Source organism: Mesorhizobium sp. B2-5-11, from assembly GCF_006440835.1.
Taxonomy (GTDB): Bacteria; Pseudomonadota; Alphaproteobacteria; order Rhizobiales; family Rhizobiaceae; genus Mesorhizobium.
Window position 1 is genome coordinate 286,172 of sequence record NZ_VFUK01000007.1, and the last position, 25,179, is coordinate 311,350.

The following is a 25,179-nucleotide window of genomic DNA, read 5'->3' on the forward strand; positions in this document are numbered from 1 at the left end:
CTATTTAATATCGACTTTTAGCAGATGGTCAGCGGCGCTGACGCGCTCCCCGCCCTGATCGAAACCAAATCGCTTGGCAGCGACACGAATGAGGTACCGCTTGTTCAGCGATGCCGGAAAATACAATCTGTATTGCCTTGGTGTCAGCGTAGGGGCGGGGTTGATCCAGCGCATATGCCCCTGGAAAGACATGTCGCGGAGTACGAATATTGTCCCATCCGTGAAGACACCCCCTCCCAGGTCGCTAAACCCTAACGCCTTGGTCTGCTCGATGCTTGGAAAGTCACCACTAGCCGGCTCCGCACCATCAGAGGGTATACCGACCTCGTGTATCGCTACGTTAAAGCGTACATCATCGCGCTCAGGGACTCCGCCGAATGAATTGATATACGTCCAGTCAAGCCGGATGCGCTTTGGCGACAATTCCGAGGAACCGTCGGGATTGTCTTCAATGCCCACTGCGAAATTTTGAGGACCTGATGGATCTCCGATCCTCGTCGCCTCATCCATCGTGGACTCGGGAGTTGGAGCATCGGTGTAGGTTTTGAGGGAGCGCGAATCTCCATCAGCGTTCTCGATAACCGCGCGAAGCTTATCCCAATCAGCATCCGAGATGGGAGCAGGTTGAGGGTCGGAAACGTCATTGCCTTGCGGTTCCGCGTACATCCACGGATGAATTTTACCTGCGCCGGTCCGAAGTGCCCAGTCGGTGCGGAAACTGTTTTCCAACCCGCTGTCTCCGGCAATAGAACCGAGGCGTCCTACTGCATCCGATGCAAAGCGTCCGGTGCCGTTGTTGGTGAGTCCATGGCATGAGGTACAATTTCGTGCTGGATCTACAATCGTGAGGTCGCCATCGAGCGTGCCCCTGTGAGCTGCGGTATAGTCCGTCCCAACCACTCGGTAGGGGGTCTTCGAGTTCCGGGTACGCTCGGGGAGCAGATCGCCAAGGCTGAACGCCGCGGCCTCATCTTTGTCGCGATAACCCACGCGCGCTTGCTTGATATAGGGGGTAATGATCCTGGGTTCTTTGTTATCGTGGCACGCGGCGCAGTCGACCCTGAAAGTCGCGTCGTATGTCTTGGATGCCAGAGTCCGACCAGCAGTGTCGTTGTATCCGCCTCCTCCTGGTGCCACAGTAGGCGTACTCCAATCGAACTTTATTCCTTCATAGCTTCCGTCGAAGAACGCCAATTCCCCGCTCACCTGGTTGAAGCCGATGTAACCAAGCAGCGCATAGGAGTTGTCGTTCTCACTCCAATATTTCTCTGGTCTTAGAATCTCCGGGCCGTGGGTTTTCCTCGCAAGTGCGATCCATTCGACGTTTCCTTTTTCGATCCTAGAGAGTCTCGAAGCGGTACCGCATGGTGTTACACCGCCTGCCAGAGACGGCTTGTCGCATTTGTCGATGGTCGCCGTCCAATTTACAAACACACCGTTCTTGTCGCGATGCTCGTATTCGAGCGGAGAGCCAGATTTGGAACTGTTCGGCTTTAGTTCCGCTCGATTGCCGTCCACCTCCACATACGTGGCCCGCGTTTCGATAACTGACCCGTCAGAGCGGACAAATCGGCCAAGCGTGGTAACGTCGAACGGCGGGATCGGTCCGAAGACAGCTCTGACTTCATCGGCGTAGCGGAGGTTAATGTCTGTTTCTTTCGAAGCAGGTGCCCAAAAGATATTGCCGTTCCACCGATTAACCTTGGATGAGAAGTAGTCTCCTCTGCCCAAAAAATCCGGCGCCGCGTTGAGAGGTCGACTTGACGACCCTACCGCTAAGCGAAATTGATCAGTTATTTGTCCAAGTTTTTGATGTTGTTCCAGGAAAATTGAAAGCTGGTTGACGTACTCTAAGGTGCGAGAATCTCCCTCTGGCAACTGCGACATCGGTCTAGCAAACGGATATCGGGGCGCCTTTAAAAGTTCCCCCTCATTGATGAGAGCTTGGCTATTGGTCCGTTCGAGCGCGGCGGCGTCGAGATGTCGGATCAGATCGGGCGCGGTTTGCCGGACAAAATCGGCGAACGACTTCGGCCGCATCAGTTTCGCGTCTTGGGCCAGGGCACAGGAACCCGCCGCTGCAAAGGCAATCAGACTGCAAAGCAAGAGGCGCATGAACTCGACCCCCCCGATCGCGTCATGTATAATTGCACGAGTATACCTGGTTTAGCAATCAGAGATATGCATCCTCCCGGTCAATGTCCTGTAGCAGTGCTGGACGAGATACTTACGCGCTGTTTTTAGTGCACAAGAGCGGCTGCGCCGGGAAGGTAAGTCCAAATGCTATCTGGGCCCGCGGGATCGGCTGCAGGCACGTGAAAAAAAGCCGGCAGGCAGGAAATGGCCTGAGCACTGCGCTGCGGTTCACCGTTCGGCAGGATTGGTTTTGCGCTGGTGGTCACCCGGAATCTCGGAGCTGCCCGACGTGCTGAGCGCGGAGGAAGCGGCGCGGGTGCTCGAGCCGGCGCCAGGCATCAAGTACATGGCTGCGCTCGGTGTCGCGTATGGCCCAGATCTACACGGTCGGAGGTCACGCGTCTGAATAGGTCAGCGGCATCAATTCGAAACGCATGTTGGTCCGTGTCGAACAGGAGCATGATCGGTTCGATAAGAGTGCGGTCTAAGAGGCTGGACTTTCAGTGGGAGTTCACCTCGGAAGAACATCGAGGCTTTGATCGCGGCAGCACGAATGCGGCCCGCACCTTGCTCGTTGAGCAGAAAGCCGATTGCAGGCGATCTCTCAGGTGGTCGACTGAACCTTGTCGACCTGATGAGGTTGGTCTGCCTCCTCGATGCTGGGGGAGGCGAATTCTCGACGCATGGCTCGCATGAGGCTGTGTAATTGAGGCCTCAGTTCCGCGTTTTCCCCGAGCCGGCCGAAGGGATTGAGGGCGTCTGCATGGTTTCGGAAGTCCCTTCCGCAGTCCGCACAGTCGGGACAATCGTGTCGTTGCCTCTTGCTGATGCATGAAAATGACCACGTACCGGTGGAGGAAACCATAAAGAGCTTGCTGCACCTAGGCGCGCGTCACCAGCGGATCACGACGACTTTTTCAGTTCCATTGGCGAGTTCGACAGCCTCGGTGCCATCTTGCTTGCGGCTCTGGATTTCGCGCTCTCAACGGCTTCAACCCCGGCGGCAACGGCCGCAATGCTTCATCGACCTCGGCGACACAGACCAATGTTTCTTCCGGGAGGTCCTTGATTTGGTTTCAGCAACTGGCGAACGTTCATGGCAAATCTCCTTGGCGCTGCGGGGAGCAGATACCTGCTTTCGCCGGCGCGAACCATGGTTCGTGAGAAAAGTTCCGTTCGCCAGCGCACTGATCAAAATGCGGCGCGAGAGTATCGGCCTAGGTTAAGTTTGCTCCTCCAACCCATGCCAGTTCGCCGGCGCTTCGTGCTCGAACTCAAGGAGATCGGTAGCAGCCTTCCCCCGCCCAGAACATTCTGCTGGACGGCATCGAAGGAGATGTGCGCCGCCCACCTCCAAGTGCTCGGGTACTGCTTCGGATCTTTTCCAGTCGCAGTGGCCTGGAATCACGCGCAGTAATTTTCCAGTAAACTCAGCCTTTCGGAATACCATCCGAACCCACACCGTTAGGTCATTCAGCTCGCAGTACGGCCGATGATCCGCGCCGAAATGTCACCGTCACCGACCGAACAGGCGTTCGCCGAAGCGGTGGCAGTGATGATTTGGAGCGATGCCACTCTTGCCGAGCGGTCGTCGCAACAAGTCCACGAATTCCAGAGCTGCTGGTGCTTCACCGTTTGAGCATGGCCGAGATGCCATGCCGGATAAGAGGAACGTGTTGGGCGAACCGAAGCCCCGCATGGCGTGCAAGCCGTGCCGCCGGTCGCTCGCTTGAGTAGAGTCGGACGAGTATATTCGTAGCATGGTAGAGCGGCGCCGCCGACAGGCGCAGCCGCCTTTCGTATCTGTGCAGCATGTCGGGATCGGCAATGTCACGGCGGTCGCGACTTGCAGTCAGGATTGCATCGGCGAGTTGCTTTTGGCTGCTGAGACCGATGTTGAAGCCATGCGCTGTCACCGGGTGCATTCCAATAGCAGCGTCACCGATGAGTGCGGCACTCGGAGCCCTGAGTTCGTGCGCCCACGTGGTGACCAGCGGAAAGGCGTGGCGGCTGCTTGCCAATGTCATTTCCCCGAGACGGCCTTGACACCGCTTCGTCAATTCCCTGAGGAACAAATCGTCGTTGGAGGCAAGCAGTCTGCCGACCTCGCTTGAGGGCAGAGTGAGCAGCAACGAGGAGACCCCCTCCCCCAGAGGCAACATCGCTATCGTTTGATGGTGATCGAACCATTCGGTTGCCACATGGTGATGGGCGCGTTCATGCCGCACCCGACAGATCAGCATCGAGTGGCCAAGCCGATTGATGTCGGCGCCGATGCCGAGCAGATCACGCGTGGGAGACAGGCGCGAATCTGCGGCAACAACAAGCCTGGCGCTCAACTGCATGCCGTCAGAAAGCGTAACCACTGCTCCTTTGTGGCTGGTCCTTGCATGGACGACCGAGTGGCCGCACCGCAGCTCTGGCTGATCACGCAGCCGAACGATTTTGAACAGCGCATCGCGAATGCGGCAGTTCGGGACCAAAATTCCGAGGGGCTCTCCACACGCTCTTGGAGCATTAAAACGCAGAGCGAAAGCGCTCGATCCGTTGAGGACGCGTGCGCCTTGAAGTGGTGATTTGTCCGAAGCGGGAATGATATCCCAGGCGCCGAGCTCCCGAAGGATTCTGATCGAGGCATGAGTCAGCGCGATCTCGCGACCGTCGAACGCCGGATTCGCGAGCCTTTCCCGGGCCTGCGCTTCAACAAGTGCCACTTTGAGTTTGCTCTGGGCAAGCGAGGCGGCGAAGGAAAGTCCGACCGGCCCCGCGCCAACGACAATGATGTCGAAGCTGTTATCGGAGACGGCCATCAGCGTGGCGCCATCGGGTCGGCTCTCCAGTGTTCAGGCACGAATTGCGAAATCAAAAACGCCTTTGATGCTAGTTTAAGCACGACGCGCGCAAGCTATGGCCGCCTAAATAAGTGGCAAGCCGCCTTATCAGCGGCAGATGCTCACAAAGCCGTTGCTTGACCGCTGATGCTGGCAAGTAAGCGGTCGATCGGGCCGTTGCTGCGGCGCGATCTCGCGATCCTGGCCACGGAAGTGCTGCTGCTGCTGCTGATATTGCTGCCGCCGCAGCCTGTTCTCCAGCATCAGTAATTGGTTCTGCTCGACCAGCGCATTGCGATTGGCGGAGTTGAGGACTGGTGCCGAGGCGACTTGATCCGGCAACGTCGCCGTTCCCAGCATTCCCGACATGAAGATCGTCAATAGGCGAAATCGCGACATCTATACACTCCTGCAAACAAAACTTTGGCATACGCAGTTGCCCGGTGATGCCACCATGCCCGCAGGACCAGCGAACATGGCCAGCGTCTGACGCCGCTCTGCTGCCGTCCCGCGATGTCTTGAGCACGCGGTCAGCAGCCTCGCGTCCGAGCGCCTTGGGTTCACATCGACGGTTGTCAGTTGCGGACGCGCCGCAAGCTCCACAACGTTCTCAAAACTAGCGAGGGCTACATCGGCATGTATTAGCGAGCCATCTCGCAGAGCGGGTCGCACGCACCCTGGGCGATCTGATCGTTGCCGCCGGAGGTCGCGTTCAGCCTTTGCTCACAAGAATCCGGCCGCCGCCTTGCGCAGCCACGCTTCGGCCCACTTTTGGCTTTGGCCGTTCTTCGTGTGGGTCTTGATTCAAACCGATCGCCGAGGCGTTCGGCGGCGCGATTCGTCGACGTAGGCATGGATTCTCTCCCTGAAGGACTGGCCGATGAAACCACGCCGATGAGTAGATAACCCTGATCTAGGTCAAGCGGTGTGAGTAATCCGGCGACCGCGGTTCGACGATCACCCGCCTGCATATTGGGCGGAATGGGCGACGTAATCTTTCGAGCGACACAGGCTTTTCACAGATCAGCGTCAACCGGCGGCAGGTGAAGCTGCCTATGCAACCTCAGCAGTAGTTCCACTCGGCTTATCACCGGCATCCCAACAGTCGTCTGCAGAGCGGCTTGAATCAGCGTTCTGGCTTGTCTTCCTGGTCGACAAGGATACGCTCTGCTGCCCCGTCGAGATCTTCGTACTGACCGCTTTTCAATGCCCATAGGAAGCCAGACAGCCCAAGCCCGCCGAGGAGCAGGGTCCCAGGTATCAAATAGGCAAGCGTCCTCATTACAACTGTACCCGTCCGCCATTGTTGGAGTGTCTATCATTGGCAACAGTTTCCGCTGGTGCGTGCCGAACAAAGCCTTCCAGGCGCAATGCATTCCCGATCACCAGCAGTGATGACGCAGACATAGCAATCGCCGCGATAAGCGGAGTGGCGTGCCCTAGAATAGCGATTGGTACAGCGATGGTATTGTAGAGAGTCGCGACGGCGATGTTTTGGCGGATCAGGCTTCCTGCCTTGCGCGAGACGTCCAGCGCGAGCGGCACCGCCAGGAGGCTTTCGCGCAGGAAGACGAAATCCGCGGCGTTGCGGCCAACATCGGCGGCGGTGGCCGGTGCGATCGAGACATGCGCTGCGCTCAGCGCCGGCGTATCATTGAGGCCGTCGCCAACCATCAGAACCCTGTGCCCCACTTTCGCGAGGGTCTCGATGCGTTCGAGCTTGCCGGATGGCAGCAGGCAGGGAACGAAGTTGTCGATTCCGAGTGACTTCGCAACCTCGGCACAGGCCGCCGCGGTATCGCCTGACAGCATTTCCACGGGAACCCTGGCGTCGCTCAATTGATCGATGGCCGCTCTGGCGTCGACCCGCAACGCATCCTCGAAAGCGAAGGAAGCGACAATCATCCCGTTCTTCGTGAGAACGGTTCCGCCGTAGCCATGTTTGGCTTCGCCGCCGGTTCGAGCCTTCCATCCAGCCCATCCGCGTCGGCCCAGTCGCCAGGTGCTTCCCGCATCAGTGGCCTCGATTCCGAATCCCGGATGCTCGGTGACGGCATCGAATTTGAGCTGCCCGCCAGGAATGGCAAAGCCGGCTATGGCCTTTGAAAACGGATGACGCGAGTGCGCCGCCAGGTCGGCTGCGACTGCCAGCATGGCCGGATCGATCGACGGCGCGTTAACGAGCCGGGGCTGGCCAAGCGTCAGCGTTCCGGTCTTGTCGAACACGGCAATGTCGACAATTGCCAGGCGTTCCATGGCGGAGCCGTCCTTGACCATAATGCCGTTCTCAAACAGGCGCCGCGCGGCGACCACCTGCACGATCGGCACGGCGAGGCCAAGCGCGCAGGGGCACGTGATGATGAGAACGGCGATGGCGATCGTCATCGCCCGGTGCCAGTCGCCGGTCGCCACTATCCAGCCCAGGAATGTCACGAAGGCGGTGAGATGAACCATGGGCGCGTAGAGCGCCGAAACGCGGTCGGCGATACGGCGATATTGCGCGCGGCCGCCCTCGGCGGCCTCCATCAACCGGACCATTTCCGCCAGGAATGAATCTTTTGCGGCGGCTGTCGCCTCAATCGTCAGCGGGCCGGTAAGATTGAGCACGCCGGCCTGTACCGCTTCGCCCGGCGCTACGTTTTTCGGCGTGCTTTCGCCTGAGGCCAGCGAGCAGTCGAGATCCGACGTTCCCTGGATGATCTTGCCGTCGACGGGGATCCTCTCACCGGCCGCGATCAACATCCGCATGCCTGGTTCGATCTCGCCGACCGGCAGATAGTCGCGCGCGCCATCGCCGCGCAGCACCATGGCGCCACGCGCGGCCAGCTGAGACAGGCCTTTCACGGCAGTTCGGGCACGCTCCCGCATCACATGATCCAGCGTGCGTCCGATCAAAAGGAAGAACAGCAGCGATACCGACGCGTCGAAATAGGCGTGGTCGCCATGATTGATCGTCTCATAGAGGCTCATGGCGTAGGCGAGCGAAACACCGACCGCGATGGGCACGTCCATATTCATGCGGCCATGACGCAAGGCGTTCCAGGCCGACCGGAAGAAGATGCCGCCGGCGAAGGCGAGGGCAGGAATGGCGATCAGCGCCGAGACCCAGTGAAACAGGTCGCGGGTAGCACCTTCGGCGCCGGACCAGACAGAGACCGAAAGCAGCATGATGTTGCCCGCCGCAAAACCGGCAACAGCGACGGCGCGGATCAGTTCGGCAAGCGTCTTGTCCTTGTCGTCGATCTCGGGTGCGAACAGATGCGCCTCGTAGCCAAGCCTGCCAAGCGCGGCGACGAACGGTGGCACCTCGTCTCCACGCCACCGGACCGCGACCCGTTTCGTCGACAGGTTGACGCGCGCGCTTTCGACGTGATCGAGCTTTCCAAGTGCCGCCTCGATCGTCTGGATGCAGGCGGCGCAATGAACCGTCGGCACTGAAAGGTCGGTCTGCCGAAGATCGTCGCCAAGCGATCGGCTCGCCAACCTGATTTCCTGGCTGGATGGCAGGACCCATGTGGCGCCGTTCAGATCCAGCGCCGTTTCAGCGCCCGGTGCACAACAGCTCATTGCAGAGCCCCATGAGAGATCATGATCCTGCTGACGTCGCGATAGGGTCGTGCCAGGCCGGCATCGGCGTCGACTTCGACGATCCAGACGCCGTCCTTCGGCATCTGCTGCGCTGCGAATTCCTTGCCTGAGGCGAGGGCGAGCGTGACGGACTTGTCGTCTTTCTCGTAGGCGGGATGACGAAACAGCACCTTGACGCCGTGCAGAGGAACCGGCTTGCCGGCCGCGTCGGAGAGGCTGTAGCGGACTTCGCCCCATGCGATGGTCAGCTTGCCGGTCCAACCGAGCGCGGCTTGGGCGCGGCCGGCCTCGGCCTCCTTGTTGAATTGCTGGCTCGCCACATATGTGTTCTCGACGACAAGGCCGGTCCAACTGGTGTTGGCGAGCGTGGCCATCGTCAGATTGACCGCGATGACCACGCCGAAGAAGGTGAGAATGATGGCCAGCATGTGCCTGCCGGTGAATTCGCGAGGCTTTTGGGCATTGGCGGTCATTTGGCGGCCTCTGGCGCGTTGAATGTTGCGGTGTACTCGTTCGACTCGGAGCTCGCTCTGTCCTCGACACGGAACTTGAAGGTCTGTGCCGGAGCGTGGATCTGGTCCGCCGGCTGGCGAACGAAGACCTTCAACGTTTTCAGGCGATCGGGCTCGACCGGGATGGCAAACGAGCGGCCCGCCTTGATGTCGTCCCCGACCACGCTCATTTCGCCTCCTTGCAAGCCCTGCATGGTGACAACAATGATCCGCGGCTCGGGGATCATGTTGAGCAGTTTGACGGTGTAGCCGTTGCGGATCGAGCCGTCGGACAACGTTACGAATTGCGGATTGCGATCGTGCAGCACATTGACTTCGAGCCTGTCGCGCGTCAGCAGCGAATAGAGCAGACCCAGGCCGATCAGCGACCACAGACCCATGTAGACGTAGGTGCGTGGCCGGAAGATCTTGCTGACATGGAAATGCGCCACCTTGTCGGAGAACAGGCCATCAGCGGTCCTGACCAGCGACGGGTTGACTGAACTGGAGCCGCCCGCGGTCGCCAACATCATGTTGGCGTTGTAATCGGAGAGCGTTGCGTAGGAAATCAGTCCGCGCTCTTTGCCGAGCTTGTCCATGACGCCGTCGCAGGCGTCGATACACAGCGCGCAGGTGATGCATTCGAGCTGCTGGCCGTCGCGAATGTCGATCCCCATCGGGCAGACCGCGACACAGGCATTGCAGTCGACGCAGTCGCCGACGGACTGCCCTGTCGCTTGCACCTTCTTGGCGTGACGCGAGCGCGGTTCGCCGCGCCAGTCATTGTAGGTGACGGTAAGCGAATTCTCGTCGAGCATGGCTGCCTGGATGCGCGGCCATGGGCACATATAGGTGCAGATCTGTTCGCGCATCAGGCCACCGAACGTGTAGGTGGTCGCCGTCAACACGGCGATGGTGATGTAGGCGACAGGCGCGGCGGTACCGGTGAAAAGTTCGCGAGCCAAACTAGGCGCATCGGCGAAATAGAAGATCCAAGCACCGCCGGTGGCCGCGCCGATGACCAGCCAGATCGTGTGCTTCGATAGGCGCAGCACCAGCTTGCGGGCGGTCCAGGGACCAGCGTCAAGCTTCATGCGGGCGTTACGGTCCCCCTCGACCGCACGTTCGACGACAAGAAACAGGTCGACCCATACGGTCTGCGGACATGCATAGCCGCACCAGGCACGGCCGACAGTCGAGGTAATCAGGAAAAGCCCAACGCCGGCCATGACCAGGAGGCCGGCCACATAGAAGAATTCCTGGGGCCATATCTCGATGAAAAAGAAGTAGAAGCGCCGGTTGGCGAGGTCGAGCAGCACGGCCTGATCCGGAGCAAATGGACCGCGATCCCAACGCAGCCAAGGCGTCAGGTAGTAGATGCCGAGCGTGATCGCCATCACCAGCCATTTGAAGCGGCGAAAGTTGCCCGAGACGCGCTTTGGGAAGACTTTCTTGCGTCTGGCATAATGCGGCTGGCGGGTATTCGAGGAATTTGGGGCCGAGCCTTCGAGCCGTTCAGTTCGCGTATCATTGCGCACGTGCGTACCACTCCCATCCGAAGTCAGAAGGGGATTTCGTGCCGCATCGACGAGCGGCGCAGCCGAAATGGTGTCGAGGCCCGGCTTGCGCCGGGCCCCGTCGCTTGGCAGGGGGAGGCCGAGAATAGGCCTTGCCTTCCTATTCTCCGCCGCCAAGCGAATGGACATAAACCGCAAGCTCCTTGACTTTGATCTCGCCGAGACGGCCGAGCCAGGCCGGCATGACACCTTCCTTTGGCGCGCGGACCTGGGCTGCGACCGCTGCCTCGCCGGCCCCGTGCAGCCAAATGGCGTCGGTGAGGTTGGGGCCCCCAAATTCCCTGTTCCCTTCCGCGTTCTCACCATGACAGGCGACGCAATTGTCGGAAAAGACTTTGGCACCGGATTGGATCAGACTTGCATCGGCGACCTTGCCAGAGAGGCTGACGACATATGCGCTAACCTGCTTGATCTCGTCGGCGGTGATGATGTCCCCGAACGCCGGCATTTCCGACAGGCGCGTGTCCGGATCCGAAGCGAAGCGGATGCCATGGGTGATCGTCTGCTGGATCTGCTCGGCCTTGCCGCCCCACAGCCAGTCGTCGTCGTTTAGGTTGGGAAAGCCCTTGGAACCTTGGGCGCCGGAGCCGTGGCACTGCGTGCAGTTGACCTTGAATGCGGCGCCGCCGGCGGCGATGGCGAATTCGCGCAAGGCATCGTCCGCAGCGATCTCCGAGACACTTTTCGACTTCACCGCCGCGAGGTATTTGCTCTTCGCTGCTTCCGCATCCGCCAGTTCGTTCTTGACGTCATTGCGGCTCGAATAGCCGAGAACACCCGTCGTCGCCGAATGCAGCAGTGGCCATGCGGGATAGGCGATTGTGTAGCCGATCGCCCACACGATGGTGACGTAGAAGATGGTGATCCACCAACGCGGAAGCGGGTTGTTCAGCTCGCGGATGCCATCCCATTCGTGGCCGGTGGTCGAGACCCCAGAGACTTCATCGATGTGCTCCTCGCTCATGATCACTCGTCCTGAAGCGGAATTCGGGCAGCTTCGTCCGCCAACTTACGGCTGCCGGGACGCAGGACGAAGACACTTGCCCCCGCAAAGAAAAGCGCCATGGCAACCAGACCCCAGCTGTCGGCAAACTCCCGCATAAGATTGTAATTCATGGAAAACTCCTCAGCGGTAACCGGCGCCTTCGTCGTAGTTCTTAAAATCGACCAGCGTGCCGAGCATCTGCAGATACGCAACGAGCGCATCCATTTCGGTGACCTGTTGCGGGTTGCCGTCGAAGTCGCCGATCTTGGCCTTGGGATAACGGGCCTCAAGACCTGATGTGTCGGCGTTGGGATCAGCCTGCGCCATCAGATCGGCGTTGGCGTTGGCGACCATGTCATCGTTGTAGGGAACGCCGACCCGCCGGTTGGCGACCAGATGCGTCGAGAAGTCCTTCACCTCGATCGGCGCGTCCTTCAGGAAGGCGTAGCTGGGCATGATGGATTCCGGCACAACGGAACGCGGATCCGAAAGATGGGCGACATGCCAGGCGTTCGAGTAGCGGTCACCGACCCGGGCCAGATCCGGCCCCGTCCGCTTCGATCCCCATTGGAAGGGGTGATCGTACATTGACTCGGCGGCCAGGCTGTAGTGGCCGTAGCGCTCGACCTCGTCGCGGAACGGCCTGATCATCTGGCTGTGGCAGAGGTAGCAGCCCTCGCGCACATAGATGTTGCGCCCGACGAGCTCGAGCGGCGAGTACGGACGCATGCCTTCCACCTTCTCGATCGTGTTGTCGAGATAGAAGAGCGGCGCGATTTCGACGATACCGCCGACAGTCACGACAAGAAGGGAGCCTACGAGAAGAAGCGTGGCGTTCTTCTCGATAATGGCATGTTTGTCGATCAAGCCCATTGGTTTGGCTCCCTGGCAGGCTGAATGACAGGCGCGGCACCCGACATCGGCCTCTCCTCGCGTTGACGGCCGAGGATTGTCATCGCGATGTTCCAGGCCATGATCAGGGCGCCCGAGAGATACATGGCGCCGCCTATGGCGCGCATGACGTAGTAGGGGCGCATGGCAGCGACGGTCTCGGCGAAGGAGTAGACCAGGAAGCCCTGCCCGTCGTATTCGCGCCACATCAGGCCCTGCGTGATGCCGGACACCCACATGGCGGCGGCGTAGACGACGATGCCGAGCGTCGCCAGCCAGAAGTGCCAGGTAACCAGCCGCAGCGAATAGAGCCGGTTACGGTTCCAGAGCTTCGGTACCATGTAGTAGATCGCGCCGAACGAGATCATGCCGACCCAGCCGAGTGCACCGGAGTGCACGTGACCAATTGTCCAGTCGGTATAATGGGACAGCGAGTTGACCGCCTTGATAGCCATCACCGGGCCTTCGAAGGTCGACATGCCGTAGAAGGCGACGGCCATCACCATCATGCGGATGATCGGGTCGGTGCGCAACTTGTCCCAGGCTCCGGACAGCGTCATCAAGCCGTTGATCATGCCGCCCCAGGACGGCATCCACAGCATGATCGAGAACACCATGCCGAGCGTCTGTGCCCAGTCGGGCAGAGCGGTGAAATGCAGGTGGTGCGGCCCGGCCCAGATGTACAGGAAGATCAGTGCCCAGAAATGGATGATCGAGAGCCGGTAGGAATAGACTGGCCGGTTCGCCTGCTTGGGCACGAAATAATACATCATGCCGAGGAAGCCGGCGGTGAGGAAGAAGCCGACGGCGTTGTGGCCGTACCACCACTGCGTCAGCGCGTCCTGGACGCCGGAAAAGGCGGAGTAACTCTTGGAACCGAGGAAAGAGACCGGCATCGACAGGTTGTTGACCACATGCAGCATCGCGATGGTCACGATGAAGGAGAGGTAGAACCAGTTGGCGACGTAGATGTGCGGTTCCTTGCGCTTCAGGATCGTGCCGAGGAACAGGATGAGGTAGGCGACCCAGACGATGGTCAGCCAGACGTCGACATACCATTCCGGTTCGGCGTATTCGCGGCTCTCGGTGATGCCGAGCAGGTAGCCTGTCGCGGCCATGACAATGAAAAGCTGGTAGCCCCAAAAGACGAACCAGGCGAGATCGCCGCCGAACAGGCGAGCGCGGCAAGTGCGTTGCACGACGTACAATGACGTGCACAGCAGCGCGTTGCCGCCGAAGGCGAAGACGACCCCGGACGTGTGCAGCGGCCGCAAGCGGCCGAAATTGAACCAAGGCTGAACGTTGAGATCGGGGTAGGCCAGCTGCAGCGCGATAACGACGCCGACCAGCATGCCGACGACGCCCCAGAACATCGTGGCGATGGCGCCGTAGCGGATCGGACCGTCCATATAGGCGGACGGGTCGATCGGAGCGGCCGGCTTGAACTCCGAGTTGCGCAACAAGATCCCGATAAAGGCAATAAGGGCAAAAGACAGCACCCCCATATGCTGGCGGAAAGGTCCATCAATGCCGAAGCCAGCAGCCACCAGGGCTGCAAAGGCAAAAAAGCCCACCACGACGATCGCTGTGCCGAATTTCATCGCAAATCCTGATCCCGAATCGGGCGCACGCCAAATCCGCTCGGCATCAATTGCGCAGCTGCCCTCTGCCCGCCCTGATCCATGTCAGGTGCCAGGTTTGTTTGGTAGAATCGAGTTTGCGCAAATCAGAGCGGACGTTGGGGCGGGCGGGTATGTCGAAGCGCGGCCGGCGAGCTTTGCGGAACTCTTGCCGGCTGCCTTGCTATCCGACAAGGGTCGCTGATGCTCTTGGGTCTATGCTACCGGGGTTCTCGAGGCTACAGCAATACATTGTGCTCGAACGCAGCATGTCCTGCCGCGGATTCGAGTTGGCGGCGCAGAGCCCGCCGCTTGGGCTTATCCAAACTGCCGCGGCCTTCGGCCGCCGCAACGCTGCTCCAGCCGGCCGACGCTCTCCACCCTCACATGGCGCTTGTTGTCGATCCGGATCACGCCTTCAGCTCGCAATCGAGTCAGCTGGCGGCTCACGGTCTCATTCGTCAGGCCAAGGAAATCAGAGATGTCGGCACGAGTCAGTGGCAGATCGAAGGACGCCGAGATAGCGGCCGGATCAACACTGGAATCCATGTTCAGGGCGAGCATGACAAGAAAACTCGCCACCTTTTCCGATGCCGTCTTGCGCCCGAGCGTCACCATCCATTCGCGTGCTGCGTCAAGTTCGTCCAGCGCCTGCTTGAGCAGGCGATGCTCGAGTTCCGGTGATTCCTTCACCATCCGTTCGAGGGCTGCCTTGGGGAACGAACACAGCGTGACAACGGTTGCCGCTTCCGCACTGATCTCGCTTTCGACCTTGAAGGGTCGCCCCAGAAAATCCGGTGCAAACTGGAGCCCTACGATCTGCTGGCGCCCATCCGAAAGGCTCTTCGTCAGCTTGACCACGCCTGAAAGCACATTCGAATAGCTGTTGACGGCCTCGCAGTCGCCGACCAGTTCGACTCCTGGCTCGATCTTGTGCCGCGATGAACTCCTGGCAAGCGCAGCCAAACGGTCTGGATCGAGCGCGCCGCAAATACCGCGACGCCTTCCCTCGCAAGAGCGGCAAAGAACGGGAATGCCGGCACTGTGAATGCCCTGCCGTAATGTCATGCGCTCGCTCTATCCTCTTCCAAGCACCGACAGGGTAGCAATCCAGGGTAGAAAAATCCTTGCGGCAGTTTGTCCGAGCTGCACTTGATCGAAATCAGGGCGTTGGCCGGCCAACCAGTCAAGAGTTCCAGCGGTGCACATGGTGACCACGACATGCAGTCGAAAGTAGCTTGCTCGGATTGTCGAAAACGTCCCTCGCTATACCAGCTATCCGACCGCACCGCATTTCCACGTGGGCGTCGATGCTGCGGCTTATCGTGGCTGGCTGGAGGCGCTCGGCGAGGACGATGAGATATCGCTCTACGTGCACATCCCTTTCTGCGCCAAGCTTTGCTGGTTCTGCGCGTGCCACACCAAGCAGACACGCCACTATGAACCGGTCACCAAATATCTGAGATCGCTGCATGCGGAGATCGCCACCGTCTCATGTCTCGCCGGAGGCAAGGGCCGGGTGCGTGCCGTCCATTTCGGTGGCGGCTCACCGACGATGCTCAAACCACAGGACATGGTGGCGCTCGGAGCCGTTCTGCGCAACAGCTTCTCATTTCTTCCCGGCGCCAAGATCAGCGGCGAAATCGAACCCAACGATATGGACGAAGCGCGCCTCGACGCACTTGCCGAAATCGGCATGACGAGGGCCAGCCTCGGGGTCCAGGATTTCGATCCGAAGGTGCAGAAGGCCATCAATCGCGAACAGATCTTCTTGCAGACCAAGACAGTCGTCGACGGCGTTCGGGCACGCGGCGTCGAGTCGGTTAACCTGGACCTGCTCTACGGCTTGCCGCACCAGACCAGGGAGAGCGTCTTGTCCACCGTCAGGCAGGCGCTGACGCTCGAGCCCGACCGGATCGCCCTCTTTGGCTATGCGCATGTGCCATGGTTCAAGAAACATCAGACAATGATCGACGAGGCCTGGTTGCCAGGCCCGGAGGAGCGGTTTGCCCAATCGCAACTGGCAGCTCGCGCCATACTCGACCAAGGATACGAAGCAATCGGGCTCGACCATTTCGCCAAACCGGGGGATGCGCTGGCGCTTGCCGCGCATGCGGGGATGTTGCGTCGCAACTTTCAGGGCTACACCGAGGATCGCTGCGAAACCTTGATCGGCCTCGGCCCGTCATCCATCAGCCAATTCCGACAAGGCTATGTACAGAACATGCCTTCGACCGCCGAGTATGGCCGCATGGTGGATGACGGTGGGTTGGCTTCGGTCCGCGGAATTGCTTTTTCCGACGACGACCGCGCTCGCGGTTGGATCATCGAGCGCCTGATGTGCGATTTCGGCTTCTCGGCAGTCGATTTGGTGGAACGCTTCGGCAAAGCCGGCCAGAAGCTCCTTCTTCGGTCGAGTACCGTGGCCCTCGACAAGTCGGTCCGACTTGAACTCGACGGCGATCGTTTCGTCGTACCGCTGGAAAGTCGTCCCTTTGTCAGATGCGTCGCTGCGAAGTTCGACAAATATCTCAAAACGGGAAAGGCCAGGCACTCCGTGGCAGTTTGAGCCAGCGAGTGCGTCGCGGTCCGCGCAGGGCCCATCATCGGTGACCTATTTGCCAGACGATGTTGCCCGCGCACACCCTTGTTTGACAGGCACGGTGCGCCACAATTGCACTTGACTGACTCTCTGCTTCGGTCATTCGGAATCTGAGGCTTTCAAAGACCGCGATTCGTCTGAGATGCTGGCCGTCGCCAGACCTTCTTTTCTGGCCTTGGCAAACGCTCGGTCGCCGTCCAGAAATCCCGCCAGCATAAAAGGAATGAGTTCCGCGACTGTTTCAGACTCGCCGTAAGTCTGACGATAGAGCGCAGCATAGGCGTTGAGTTCTTGGCTCAAGTCCGCGCTGACGGTGATGGTAATCTTCAAGGGCGTTCGGTCTGGAAGCTTGCCAAGTTTCAAGTTGGCCATAATCACTCCCGTTCAATCTTGTATGGCCGCAGCAAGAGATCCTTGTGCACGATGACGCGCAGTGGCCAGCCTGGTCGGATCGTTATGGTGGGCTGAACGTTGAGATTTTTCTCAGTTATGCGCTGGCCGGCTCGACTGACGTTCTGCTGGGCGGATTCGCGGATCGCCTTGACCAGATCGCTTTCATTGTCTCCGAGGCTCAATTCGGTGCCCACGCCAAGCAAGGTCGCGAGCGCAACCCCCTTGATCAGCTGCCAGGTGTGGAAATCCACCTTGTCCTCAAGCCCCGCATATCCGGCGGTGTCTGTCGCCGGCAGATTATCGATCTCGATCGAGGACCCGTCCGGCAGGATTATTCGCTGCCAGACCAGCAATGCGCGCTTTTGCCCAAACGCCACCACGCTGTCATAGGTGCCGATCAGCCGGGAACCTTGTGGAATGAGCAAGATGCTGCCAGTGACTGTGTCTTGCACATTCTCTGTGACCTGCGCGACGACGAGGCCGGGTAGGTCGGAATTGATCCCGGTAATGAGGCTTGCCGCGATTACGCTGCCAGCCATCAGTTGGTAGGGCGAGGCAGACGTCTGCAGCGCATGCGGATTGTAGATTCCGCTTGTGCTCCGCTGACTGACAAAATCCAGTTTGCGCTGTTGGTTGTTCTGATCGCCCTCGGCTGGTGCAACGGAAGCCGACCCGGCTGTCGCTCCGGATTGCGGCGCTTCAGGCCGCTGCTGTAGACTCTCCTCGCCGCCAGCGAGATCTGTCGGTTTGGGCCGATTGTCGATCCGGAACAACACTTGCGACTCGCGCGCTTCGATCGCCTGCTGGGCAAGGCGTTGATCCTCGGCGGAGACCTCCTGTCCCGGCGCAATTCCGAGTTGGCGCTGCCGCTCGAGGATGGGGCGGCCGAGATCACCGGGTAGCGGCGGTCCGAGCACCGGGGCCTTCGGCTTGACGCCGGAATAGTCCCTGGGCAGGCTGTCGAGCCCCTCGGCGGTGGGCTTGTGGTCAGGATGGTAGAGGTCTTCCGCCTGCTCTTTGAATCGCAATGCCGGCCCCTGAAGCGCAATGATCATGACGCCCAGAATGGCACCACATCCGGCGGCAGAGATCGCGACAATCACCCCCCGCCTGAAGCGCACAGCACCGCGGGGTGAGGCGCGCAGCTGCAGCTGGTCGGGATCGAGTTTCGGCGGCGCATTGGAGTGGGACGTATAGGTCATGAGCCTTTTCCCCTCACCTGCCGAAACCGGCAAAGAGTGGCATCCGACGCGGCAATTGCCGGCCGTCCATCCTTGAGATGCGCACGACCTGCTGCGGCTTGGCGCCGAGGCGCAGTTCGGCCGCGGCGAACAGGCGATCGACGATGTAGTAGTTGCCGCGCATGCGGTAGTTGACCAACTGATTGCCGCCGTCAGCACCGACGATGAAGAGCGGCGGCGCCTCGCCCTGATCGATGCGGCGCGGGAATTCGATATAGACTTTGCTGCCGTCGTCAAAGGCCCGTGTCGGTCTCCAGGGCGGTGTGTCGCCGGCGATCGAATAGCGGAAGCGGATATTTTCGAGCGCAACATTCGATGCGACCGGCGTTGCAGCGTCGGCCTGAACGTTTCGCCGGGAGAGCGCAAGGATCTGGTCTTCGCTGTAGGTCCAAGAGATGGCCGCCATTGCGGTCTTCTCCGTGCTTTGGAGCTGCAAGTGATAGGTGCGTCGATCCGTGGTGATCACCAGATTTGTGGTAAGCTCGGGCGCGAACGGCTTCACCAAAACATGGGTGCGCTGACCGTCACCGGTGCCACTGACGGTGTCGCCGATGACCCAGCGGATCGTGTCCCCGGCGGACACAGCCGTCAGCTTCTCGCCCGGCTGCAGAGCGATGTCGGTGACGCGCTCCGGCGCTGCAAAGAGCTGATAAAGCGCGCCATCGGTGAAGGGATAGACCTGGACCGCGTTGACATAGCCATACCTGGTTGGCTGCCGAGTTGCGGCCCTATTGGCATCGGCAACGCGTTCTTCAGGAGAGCGCTTGTCCTCGGCGAACTTGACTGGGTCAGGCTGCAACTGGCCGGGAAGCGGTAGCGGCTTTGGCACCTCGACGATTTTAACCGGTTTCTCTGGCGGCTTCTCGATCGACGCTGCTTTGAAGTCGGCAGCGTCATAGGCAATCTCGGGCGGCGGCACCGGCTTGGATGCGCAGGCGGACAGCACCGCTGCCGAGGCCGACAGGATCAGCGCGGCACGGAGCGATGGGGCTTTATTTGTCATTGGCGGGCTCCTTGGGGGAAACGGAGGTCGGCGCGGCACTGTCGAGCTCGCGCGACCAATCGATGGCGTTGATGAAGAGGCCGAGCGGATTCTTGCGCAGTTGGTCTGTATTGCTTGGCGGCCGGATCATAATGGTGAGGATCGCCGTCCAGCGGGTCGTGCTGGCAAGGCTGCCGCGCTCAAAGACCTGCTCGGTCCATTTGACCTGGAACGAGCTACCGGAGGCCCGCACCACGCTGGTCACCTGGACGGACACGCTTCGCGTTCCGATCTGACCGAAAGGATCGCTCGCCTTGGCATATTCGTTGAGGAAGAGCGCGGCGCGGTCGCTGGCAAAGTCATAGGCGGCCAACCAGTTCTGCCGCACCAACACCGGATCGGTGGAAACGGAACGGATATTCTGAATGAAACGGCCAAGATGCCAGGCGATCTGGGCGTCCGTCGGCTCGTAGTCCCGGATTGCCGAGGCTACGGCGCGCGCCTCGCCGAAGCGGTCGACCTCGACGACGTAGGGCACAACCCGGCTTTGCATTGACTGCCAAACGAGCCCGCCGGAGAGCCCGGTTGCCAATGCCAGGCAGCCAAGAGCCATCAGCCGCCAGTTGCGGGCCTGCACCCGCGATGAGCCGATGCGCTCATCCCACAGCTGGCCCGCCTTCTGGTACGGTGTGATGGGCTCGGGTGTCTTGCCGTAGCGTTGAACGGATCGCTTGAAGAGCATCTAGTCGTCCTTGTCGTTGAGAGAGGGATTGGCGCTACCGCCCGGTCTGTCACCATCGCGCACCGCCTGCATGGTGGCGTGGCGGTGGGCTCGCGCAGACTGCTGGGAACGCAGGCGCCTGGCCCAGCTAGGGGCAGCATCGGTGGTCGGACCCGCAGGAGTTTCGGTCATCGAGGCGATGGGAGACCCGCCGGTCGCGGTCCATGCGGCCTGGCGCCCGGCATCAGCGCTGCGCCCGAAGGTTTCCGCGGCAGATCGTGCCGCTCGCACAGCGGCGCCACTGGCGGCACCTGCCACGCCCTGCATCCCGGCAGCCACACCGGACAGGCCGGAGTCAGGCGAGGTTGCGCGCCCTAATTGCCAGGCAGAGGAAGCTGCCGAACCGATCGTGGTGCCGGCGCGAATTGCGGCAAGCCCGCCATCAGCTGCCATGCGCACCCCGGCGATCGCAGCGCCTCCGGCAACGAGTGACGCACCGGCGGCGGCCGCGGCCGTACCCAGTGCAGCGCCCGCACCAAGCTGCGGGGCACCCGAGACGAGACCGGACGCTATTCCAGGCCCGAAAACACCTAGCCCAAGCAGCGCCAGCGCCCCCAACACCTGTGACATGGCGGCGGCCAAATCCGGCTCCTTGCCTTGCAGCGCCGAAGCGAACTCGCCGAACAGCGTGGACCCGACACCGACAATGACCGCAAGCACCATCACCTTGATGCCCGACGAGATCACGTTGCCGAGCACGCGCTCGGCCAGGAACGCCGACCGGTTCCAGACTGCGAAGGGCACCAGAACGAAGCCGGCGAGAGTGGTGAGCTTGAACTCCAGAATGGTGATGAAGAGCTGGATGGAAAGAATGAAGAAGGCAATGATGACCAGGAACCAGGCCACGAGCAGCACGAAAATGGTGAGCGCGTTGCCGAAGATTTCGGGAAAGCCAAGAAGCTGGCTCGCCTGATCCAGCAGCGGCCACGCGCCCTCGAAGCCTGTGGCGGCAATACGTCCGGGCCGCAGGAGACTGTCGGGCGACAGATTGGCGGCCGAAGCGTTGAAGCCCAGCCCTGCGAAGGAGCGGTATATAATGTCGGCGAGATTCTTGAAATTGTTCAGGATGAAAGCGAAGACGCCGACATAGAGCACCTTGCGGATGAAGCGGCCGAGAATGTTGGGCTCGCCGGCGAATGCCCAGGCGAGCCCGGCTAACGTGATGTCGATGCCGATCAGGGTCGTGGTGAGGAAGGCGACATCGCCCGACAGCAGACCAAACCCGCTGTCAATATAGCGGATGAAAGTCTCCATGAAGCGATCGATGACCCCGAGGTCGTTCATTGCGCCTTCCTCGTGACAGATATGGTGATCAGTTGCCGGGATAGGCCGTGCCGGTGCCGAGGAAACGCTTTGTCGTCTGGCGTGCGGCTTCTTCGGACTGCGCCTTGCGAGCCGCATCCTCCGCCTCCGCGCGAAACTGCGTCGCGAGCAGCGTCTGGATCTGCATCTGCTGCTTGGTTGACAGCGCGATCAGTTGGTTGGTGGCCTGGCTTGCCTCAAGCGCACCGGCAGCACCCTGGCTGCGGTTGACGAGATCAGCAAGCAGGTCGCGATCGCCCCGGACGTTCTCGAGGATCTGCGACTGGACACCCATCGTCTGCCGGAACGCCTGCATGGCGCTCTGCCAGCGCTCGCGCGCTGCGCTTGCCACATCGCTGACCTTGATCGTGGCGTCGTAGCTTTCGGGATATTGATTGCGCCACTGGTCCTGCAGCTTGTCCAGATCAAAACTCAGGCCACTCGCCTGGTCCATGAGCCCGTCGATCCGCTGCAGCGAACCGGTGAGCTGGCCTACCGAAGAAAAATCCAGCCTCTGAAGGTTGCGCGCCATGTTCTGCAGCATGGTCGCCTGGTTCTGGAGCGACTGTATCTGGTTGTTGATCTGCTCCAGTGAGCGTGCCGCCGTCAGCACATTCTGGGTGTAGTTCGAGGGATCGAAGACAATGAGCGCGTAGGCTGGCTGGACATAGTCGGCCATCGGTTTGGCCATCAGGGAAAGGGTGATCAGGCCGGAAAGGAAACGGCGCCGCATCATGACGATTACTCCATGTCTGGTTGAGGGAATTGGCGGAGAAGCTCGGCGGCCCAATCGAGCCCGCGGGCATTCAGGAAATAAAAGGCAAAGCCGTCCTGTCCGCGTTCCGACAGGATCTTGTCGATCAGGGTCTGGCTGGCCGGATCGGAGGCGCCGCATAGCGCAAGCGCAATTGGACCCAAGCCCAGCTGAAACAGCCGGTTGCCGCGGCGCGATTGCAGATAATATTGCCGCTTCGGCGTGGCGCGCGCGACCAGTTCGATCTGCCGCTCGTTCAGGCCGAAACGCTCGTAGGCTTCCCGTGCCTGTGGTTCCACGGCACGGTCATTTGGAAGAAAAATGCGCTGTGGGCAGCTCTCGATGATGGCCGGTGCGATTGCAGAGCCAGCGATGTCGGCCAGTGACTGCGTGGCGAAAATGACAGAGACGTTCTTCTTGCGCAGCACCTTCAGCCATTCGCGTATACGCCCCGCAAAGAGCGGATTGTCGAGATAGAGCCAGGCCTCGTCGAGCATGAGCAATGTCGGTCGTCCATCGAACCGCGCCTCGAGGCGATGGAAAAGATAGGTGAGCACCGGCAGCACAGCGCCTTGGCTGTGCATCAGCTCTTCGGTCTCGAAGCACTGCACATCCGACAAGGCCAGCCGATCGTCGTCCGCGTCCAGCAACCGGCCGAAGGGCCCGTCGAGCGTGTAGGGCATCAAAGCGGACTTCAGCGCGTTGGACTGAAGCAAGACCGACAGGCCGGTGAGTGTGCGTTCCTGCGCTGGCGCCGTTGCAAGACTGGTGAGTGCCGACCAGATTGCCTCTTTCGCCTCCGGGGTGACGGTGACGTTCTCATGGGCGAACAGCCCGGCGATCCATTCGGCTGCCCAGCTGCGGATCGCCGGATCGTCAATCTTGCGCAGCGGCTGGAAGGCAAGCGCACCGTGGGCGCGCAGCGCGTGATGCTCGCCACCCATGGCAAGAATTGCGGCCCGGGCTGAATTGCCTTTGTCGAAGACATACACCTGCGCGCCGGCATAGCGTCGGAACTGCAGAGCGAAGAGGGCAACGAGAACCGATTTGCCGGCGCCGGTCGGTCCGACGATCAGCATGTGGCCGACATCGTCGACGTGGGTGGAAAGCCGGAACGGTGTCGACCCGCTGGTTGAGGCGAAGAGAAGCGGCGGGGCCTCTGCCTGTGTAACTTTGGCGAGATGCTCGTTCGCCGCCGGGCCGGCCCACACCGAGGAAAGCGGCATCAAGTGGGCGAGATTCAATGTGTGAACGAGCGGCTGACGGACATTGGCATAGACATGGCCGGGCAACGAGCCGAGCCAGGCCTCGACCGCATTCACGCCTTCACGGATCGTGGCGAAGCCGAGGCCATTGACGACGCGCTCGACCGCGCGGAGTTTCTCCGCAGCGGCTTGATGGTCCTCGTCCCAAACCGTTACCGTCGTCGTCAGATAGCCGAACCCGACATGATCGCCGCCTAACGCCTGGATTGCGGCGTCGGCATCGAGCGCCTTGTTTTCGGCGTCGGTGTCAACGAGCGGGACGGGTTCGCTGGTCACCACCTCGCGCAGGATGGCCACGATCGATTTGCGCTTGGCAAACCACTGCCGCCGCAACCGCGTGAGCGTCCTGGTGGCCTCGGTCTTATCCAGCGGAATGAAGCGCGTCATCCAGCGGTAGGGGAAATCCTGATTGTTGAGCGCATCGAGAATTCCGGGCCGTGTGACATTCGGAAAACCGAGGATGGTGAGCGTGCGCAGATGGTGGTTGCCAAGCATCGGCTCCAATCCGCCAGTAAGCGGCGCATCGACCAGGATGCCGTCGAGATACATGGGTGTTTTTGGCGCGGCGACTGGATGGCGGCGGGTGGAGATCGTGCCGTGGAGGTAAGTCAGCGTCCCGGCATCATCGAGTGCGCGTATTTCGGGCATGAAGCCCGACAGGAGATCCAGCACGCGGCCGGTCTCGTCCCGGAACCGCGTCAGTTCCTGGCGCCACTCTCTCTCGCCTCCTGAATGATGCGAGTCGACCAGAGCGCTTTGCGCCCGCGCCTGGCTGTCTGGCGGCGGGATGAACGTCAGCGTTAGGTGATAGCGGCTCTCGTAGTGCGCGACCTTGCCTTGAAAGGCCGCGCGCCGTTCTTCATCCACCAGCCATGACGCAGCGTCGGGGAAACGCGAGCTTGGGTAGCCCAGCGCCTCGATGCGCTCGGCGTCGAAGAACAATGCCCAGCCGGAGCCGAGCCGTCTGAGCGCATTGTTGGCCCGCGCGCAGATGCCGATGAGTTCGGCTTCTGTTGCACTCTCGAGATCAGGCCCGCGAAATCCAAATGAGCGCTGGAAACTTCCGTCCTTGTTGAGCACGATGCCCGGTGCCACCAGTGCGGCCCAAGGCAGATGATCGGCAAGTCGGTCGGCCTTGCCCCGATATTCGGAAAGATTCAGCATGCGAGCCACCCCTTCAGGCGAAGATGGCGGACGAGCACGCTGGCGAAATCCGGGTCGCGGCGGGCCGCGAAGACAGCCACCGTGTGCGCGCAGATCCACAGCACCAATCCGGCAATCCACTGCTGCAAGCCAAGCCCGACGGCCGCGGCAACGGTGCCACTGAAGATGGCCACCGCTCGCGGCGCGCCGCCGAGCAGGATCGGTTCGGTCAGTGCGCGGTGAACCGGAACCTCAAAGCCCTCGATATGGTGCTCTCCGGCCAACATCAGACGAGTGCCCCGCCGCCAAAGGAGAAGAAGGAGAGGAAGAAGCTCGATGCGGCAAAGGCGATCGACAGGCCGAAGACAATCTGGATGAGCCGACGGAACCCACCTGCCGTGTCGCCGAAGGCGAGTGTCAGGCCGGTGGTAATGATGATGATGACCGCGATGATCTTGGCGACCGGCCCCTGCACAGATTCCAAGATCTGCTGCAGCGGCTGCTCCCAGGGCATTCCGGAGCCGGCGGCGTATGCCGGAAACGTGAGAAGAAACGCGAGCGTGGTGGCCCAGAGAAAGCGAAGCTTCTTGCGCATGAA

Annotated in this window: 23 protein-coding genes; 2 read left to right on the forward strand and 21 right to left on the reverse strand. The window is 60.8% G+C overall.

The window, feature by feature from the left end; all coding sequences use genetic code 11:
* The gene (locus tag FJ490_RS22720) at positions 1-2,115 is read right to left on the reverse strand and encodes a hypothetical protein (RefSeq protein ID WP_064993452.1); all 2,115 of its coding nucleotides are present in this window, start codon (positions 2,113-2,115) and stop codon (positions 1-3) included.
* A gap of 1,513 nt (positions 2,116-3,628) precedes the next feature.
* Between FJ490_RS22720 and FJ490_RS33185 the strand changes: the two genes are divergently transcribed.
* Positions 3,629-3,775, forward strand: a complete 147-nt coding sequence (locus FJ490_RS33185; protein ID WP_224655927.1) for a hypothetical protein — start codon at positions 3,629-3,631, stop codon at positions 3,773-3,775.
* On the opposite strand, the gene ubiM is transcribed toward FJ490_RS33185, so the two are convergent.
* From ubiM to FJ490_RS22785, 11 genes are all read right to left on the reverse strand, one after another.
* Positions 3,765-4,946: a 5-demethoxyubiquinol-8 5-hydroxylase UbiM gene (gene ubiM, locus FJ490_RS22735; protein WP_064993451.1), complete on the reverse strand. Its 1,182-nt coding sequence runs from the start codon at positions 4,944-4,946 to the stop codon at positions 3,765-3,767. The two genes, FJ490_RS33185 and ubiM, sit on opposite strands and share 11 nt — an antisense overlap.
* 129 nt (positions 4,947-5,075) lie before the next feature.
* The gene (locus FJ490_RS22740; protein ID WP_084015713.1) at positions 5,076-5,366 is read right to left on the reverse strand and encodes a hypothetical protein; all 291 of its coding nucleotides are present in this window, start codon (positions 5,364-5,366) and stop codon (positions 5,076-5,078) included.
* A gap of 727 nt (positions 5,367-6,093) precedes the next feature.
* Positions 6,094-6,249, reverse strand: a complete 156-nt coding sequence (gene ccoS / locus FJ490_RS22745) for a cbb3-type cytochrome oxidase assembly protein CcoS (RefSeq protein ID WP_064993450.1) — start codon at positions 6,247-6,249, stop codon at positions 6,094-6,096.
* Positions 6,249-8,534, reverse strand: a complete 2,286-nt coding sequence (locus FJ490_RS22750) for a cation-translocating P-type ATPase (RefSeq protein ID WP_064993449.1) — start codon at positions 8,532-8,534, stop codon at positions 6,249-6,251. Before FJ490_RS22750 ends, ccoS begins: the two co-directional genes overlap by 1 nt.
* Positions 8,531-9,028 (reverse strand): FixH family protein, encoded by a 498-nt coding sequence (locus FJ490_RS22755; protein WP_064993448.1) that lies wholly within the window; start codon positions 9,026-9,028, stop codon positions 8,531-8,533. Before FJ490_RS22755 ends, FJ490_RS22750 begins: the two co-directional genes overlap by 4 nt.
* Positions 9,025-10,584, reverse strand: a complete 1,560-nt coding sequence (ccoG, locus tag FJ490_RS22760) for a cytochrome c oxidase accessory protein CcoG (protein WP_064993447.1) — start codon at positions 10,582-10,584, stop codon at positions 9,025-9,027. Before ccoG ends, FJ490_RS22755 begins: the two co-directional genes overlap by 4 nt.
* A gap of 139 nt (positions 10,585-10,723) precedes the next feature.
* Positions 10,724-11,587 (reverse strand): cytochrome-c oxidase, cbb3-type subunit III, encoded by an 864-nt coding sequence (gene ccoP, locus FJ490_RS22765; protein ID WP_064993446.1) that lies wholly within the window; start codon positions 11,585-11,587, stop codon positions 10,724-10,726.
* 2 nt (positions 11,588-11,589) lie between these two features.
* Positions 11,590-11,739, reverse strand: coding sequence for a CcoQ/FixQ family Cbb3-type cytochrome c oxidase assembly chaperone (locus FJ490_RS22770; RefSeq protein ID WP_013533256.1), 150 nt, complete (start codon positions 11,737-11,739; stop codon positions 11,590-11,592).
* 10 nt (positions 11,740-11,749) lie between these two features.
* Entirely contained in the window at positions 11,750-12,481 is a 732-nt protein-coding gene (gene ccoO / locus FJ490_RS22775; RefSeq protein WP_064993445.1) for a cytochrome-c oxidase, cbb3-type subunit II, read from the reverse strand.
* Positions 12,472-14,100, reverse strand: a complete 1,629-nt coding sequence (gene ccoN / locus FJ490_RS22780) for a cytochrome-c oxidase, cbb3-type subunit I (protein ID WP_064993444.1) — start codon at positions 14,098-14,100, stop codon at positions 12,472-12,474. Before ccoN ends, ccoO begins: the two co-directional genes overlap by 10 nt.
* 336 nt (positions 14,101-14,436) lie before the next feature.
* Positions 14,437-15,186 carry a Crp/Fnr family transcriptional regulator gene (locus tag FJ490_RS22785; protein WP_064993443.1) on the reverse strand — a complete coding sequence of 250 codons (750 nt, stop codon included), beginning with the start codon at positions 15,184-15,186 and terminating at the stop codon, positions 14,437-14,439.
* 178 nt (positions 15,187-15,364) lie between these two features.
* Between FJ490_RS22785 and hemN the strand changes: the two genes are divergently transcribed.
* Complete coding sequence (gene hemN, locus FJ490_RS22790; RefSeq protein ID WP_064993442.1) at positions 15,365-16,687, forward strand: oxygen-independent coproporphyrinogen III oxidase; 1,323 nt, start codon at positions 15,365-15,367, stop codon at positions 16,685-16,687.
* Between the two features lie 132 nt (positions 16,688-16,819).
* Here hemN and FJ490_RS22795 read toward each other — a convergent pair whose 3' ends face one another.
* From FJ490_RS22795 to FJ490_RS22835, 9 genes are read right to left on the reverse strand one after another with little or no spacing between them, the layout of a single operon-like run.
* On the reverse strand, positions 16,820-17,092 hold the full coding sequence (locus tag FJ490_RS22795; RefSeq protein ID WP_064993441.1) for a DUF2274 domain-containing protein: 273 nt from the start codon (positions 17,090-17,092) through the stop codon (positions 16,820-16,822).
* A gap of 2 nt (positions 17,093-17,094) precedes the next feature.
* On the reverse strand, positions 17,095-18,315 hold the full coding sequence (locus FJ490_RS22800) for a TrbI/VirB10 family protein (RefSeq protein WP_064993440.1): 1,221 nt from the start codon (positions 18,313-18,315) through the stop codon (positions 17,095-17,097).
* 13 nt (positions 18,316-18,328) lie between these two features.
* A complete protein-coding gene (gene trbG / locus FJ490_RS22805; RefSeq protein ID WP_064993439.1) occupies positions 18,329-19,357 on the reverse strand; it encodes a P-type conjugative transfer protein TrbG in 1,029 nt (342 codons plus the stop codon).
* Positions 19,347-20,078, reverse strand: a complete 732-nt coding sequence (trbF, locus tag FJ490_RS22810; protein WP_064993438.1) for a conjugal transfer protein TrbF — start codon at positions 20,076-20,078, stop codon at positions 19,347-19,349. Before trbF ends, trbG begins: the two co-directional genes overlap by 11 nt.
* Positions 20,079-21,401, reverse strand: coding sequence for a P-type conjugative transfer protein TrbL (gene trbL, locus FJ490_RS22815; protein ID WP_064993437.1), 1,323 nt, complete (start codon positions 21,399-21,401; stop codon positions 20,079-20,081). It abuts the gene before it with no gap.
* A 28-nt stretch (positions 21,402-21,429) separates the two neighbouring features.
* The gene (gene trbJ, locus FJ490_RS22820; RefSeq protein WP_064993436.1) at positions 21,430-22,155 is read right to left on the reverse strand and encodes a P-type conjugative transfer protein TrbJ; all 726 of its coding nucleotides are present in this window, start codon (positions 22,153-22,155) and stop codon (positions 21,430-21,432) included.
* Between the two features lie 5 nt (positions 22,156-22,160).
* Positions 22,161-24,602, reverse strand: coding sequence for a conjugal transfer protein TrbE (gene trbE, locus FJ490_RS22825; protein ID WP_064993435.1), 2,442 nt, complete (start codon positions 24,600-24,602; stop codon positions 22,161-22,163).
* A complete protein-coding gene (locus FJ490_RS22830; protein WP_064993434.1) occupies positions 24,596-24,868 on the reverse strand; it encodes a VirB3 family type IV secretion system protein in 273 nt (90 codons plus the stop codon). The genes trbE and FJ490_RS22830 overlap by 7 nt, the downstream gene beginning before the upstream one ends.
* Entirely contained in the window at positions 24,868-25,176 is a 309-nt protein-coding gene (locus tag FJ490_RS22835) for a TrbC/VirB2 family protein (RefSeq protein ID WP_064993433.1), read from the reverse strand. The genes FJ490_RS22830 and FJ490_RS22835 overlap by 1 nt, the downstream gene beginning before the upstream one ends.
* Positions 25,177-25,179: the final 3 nt, after the last annotated feature.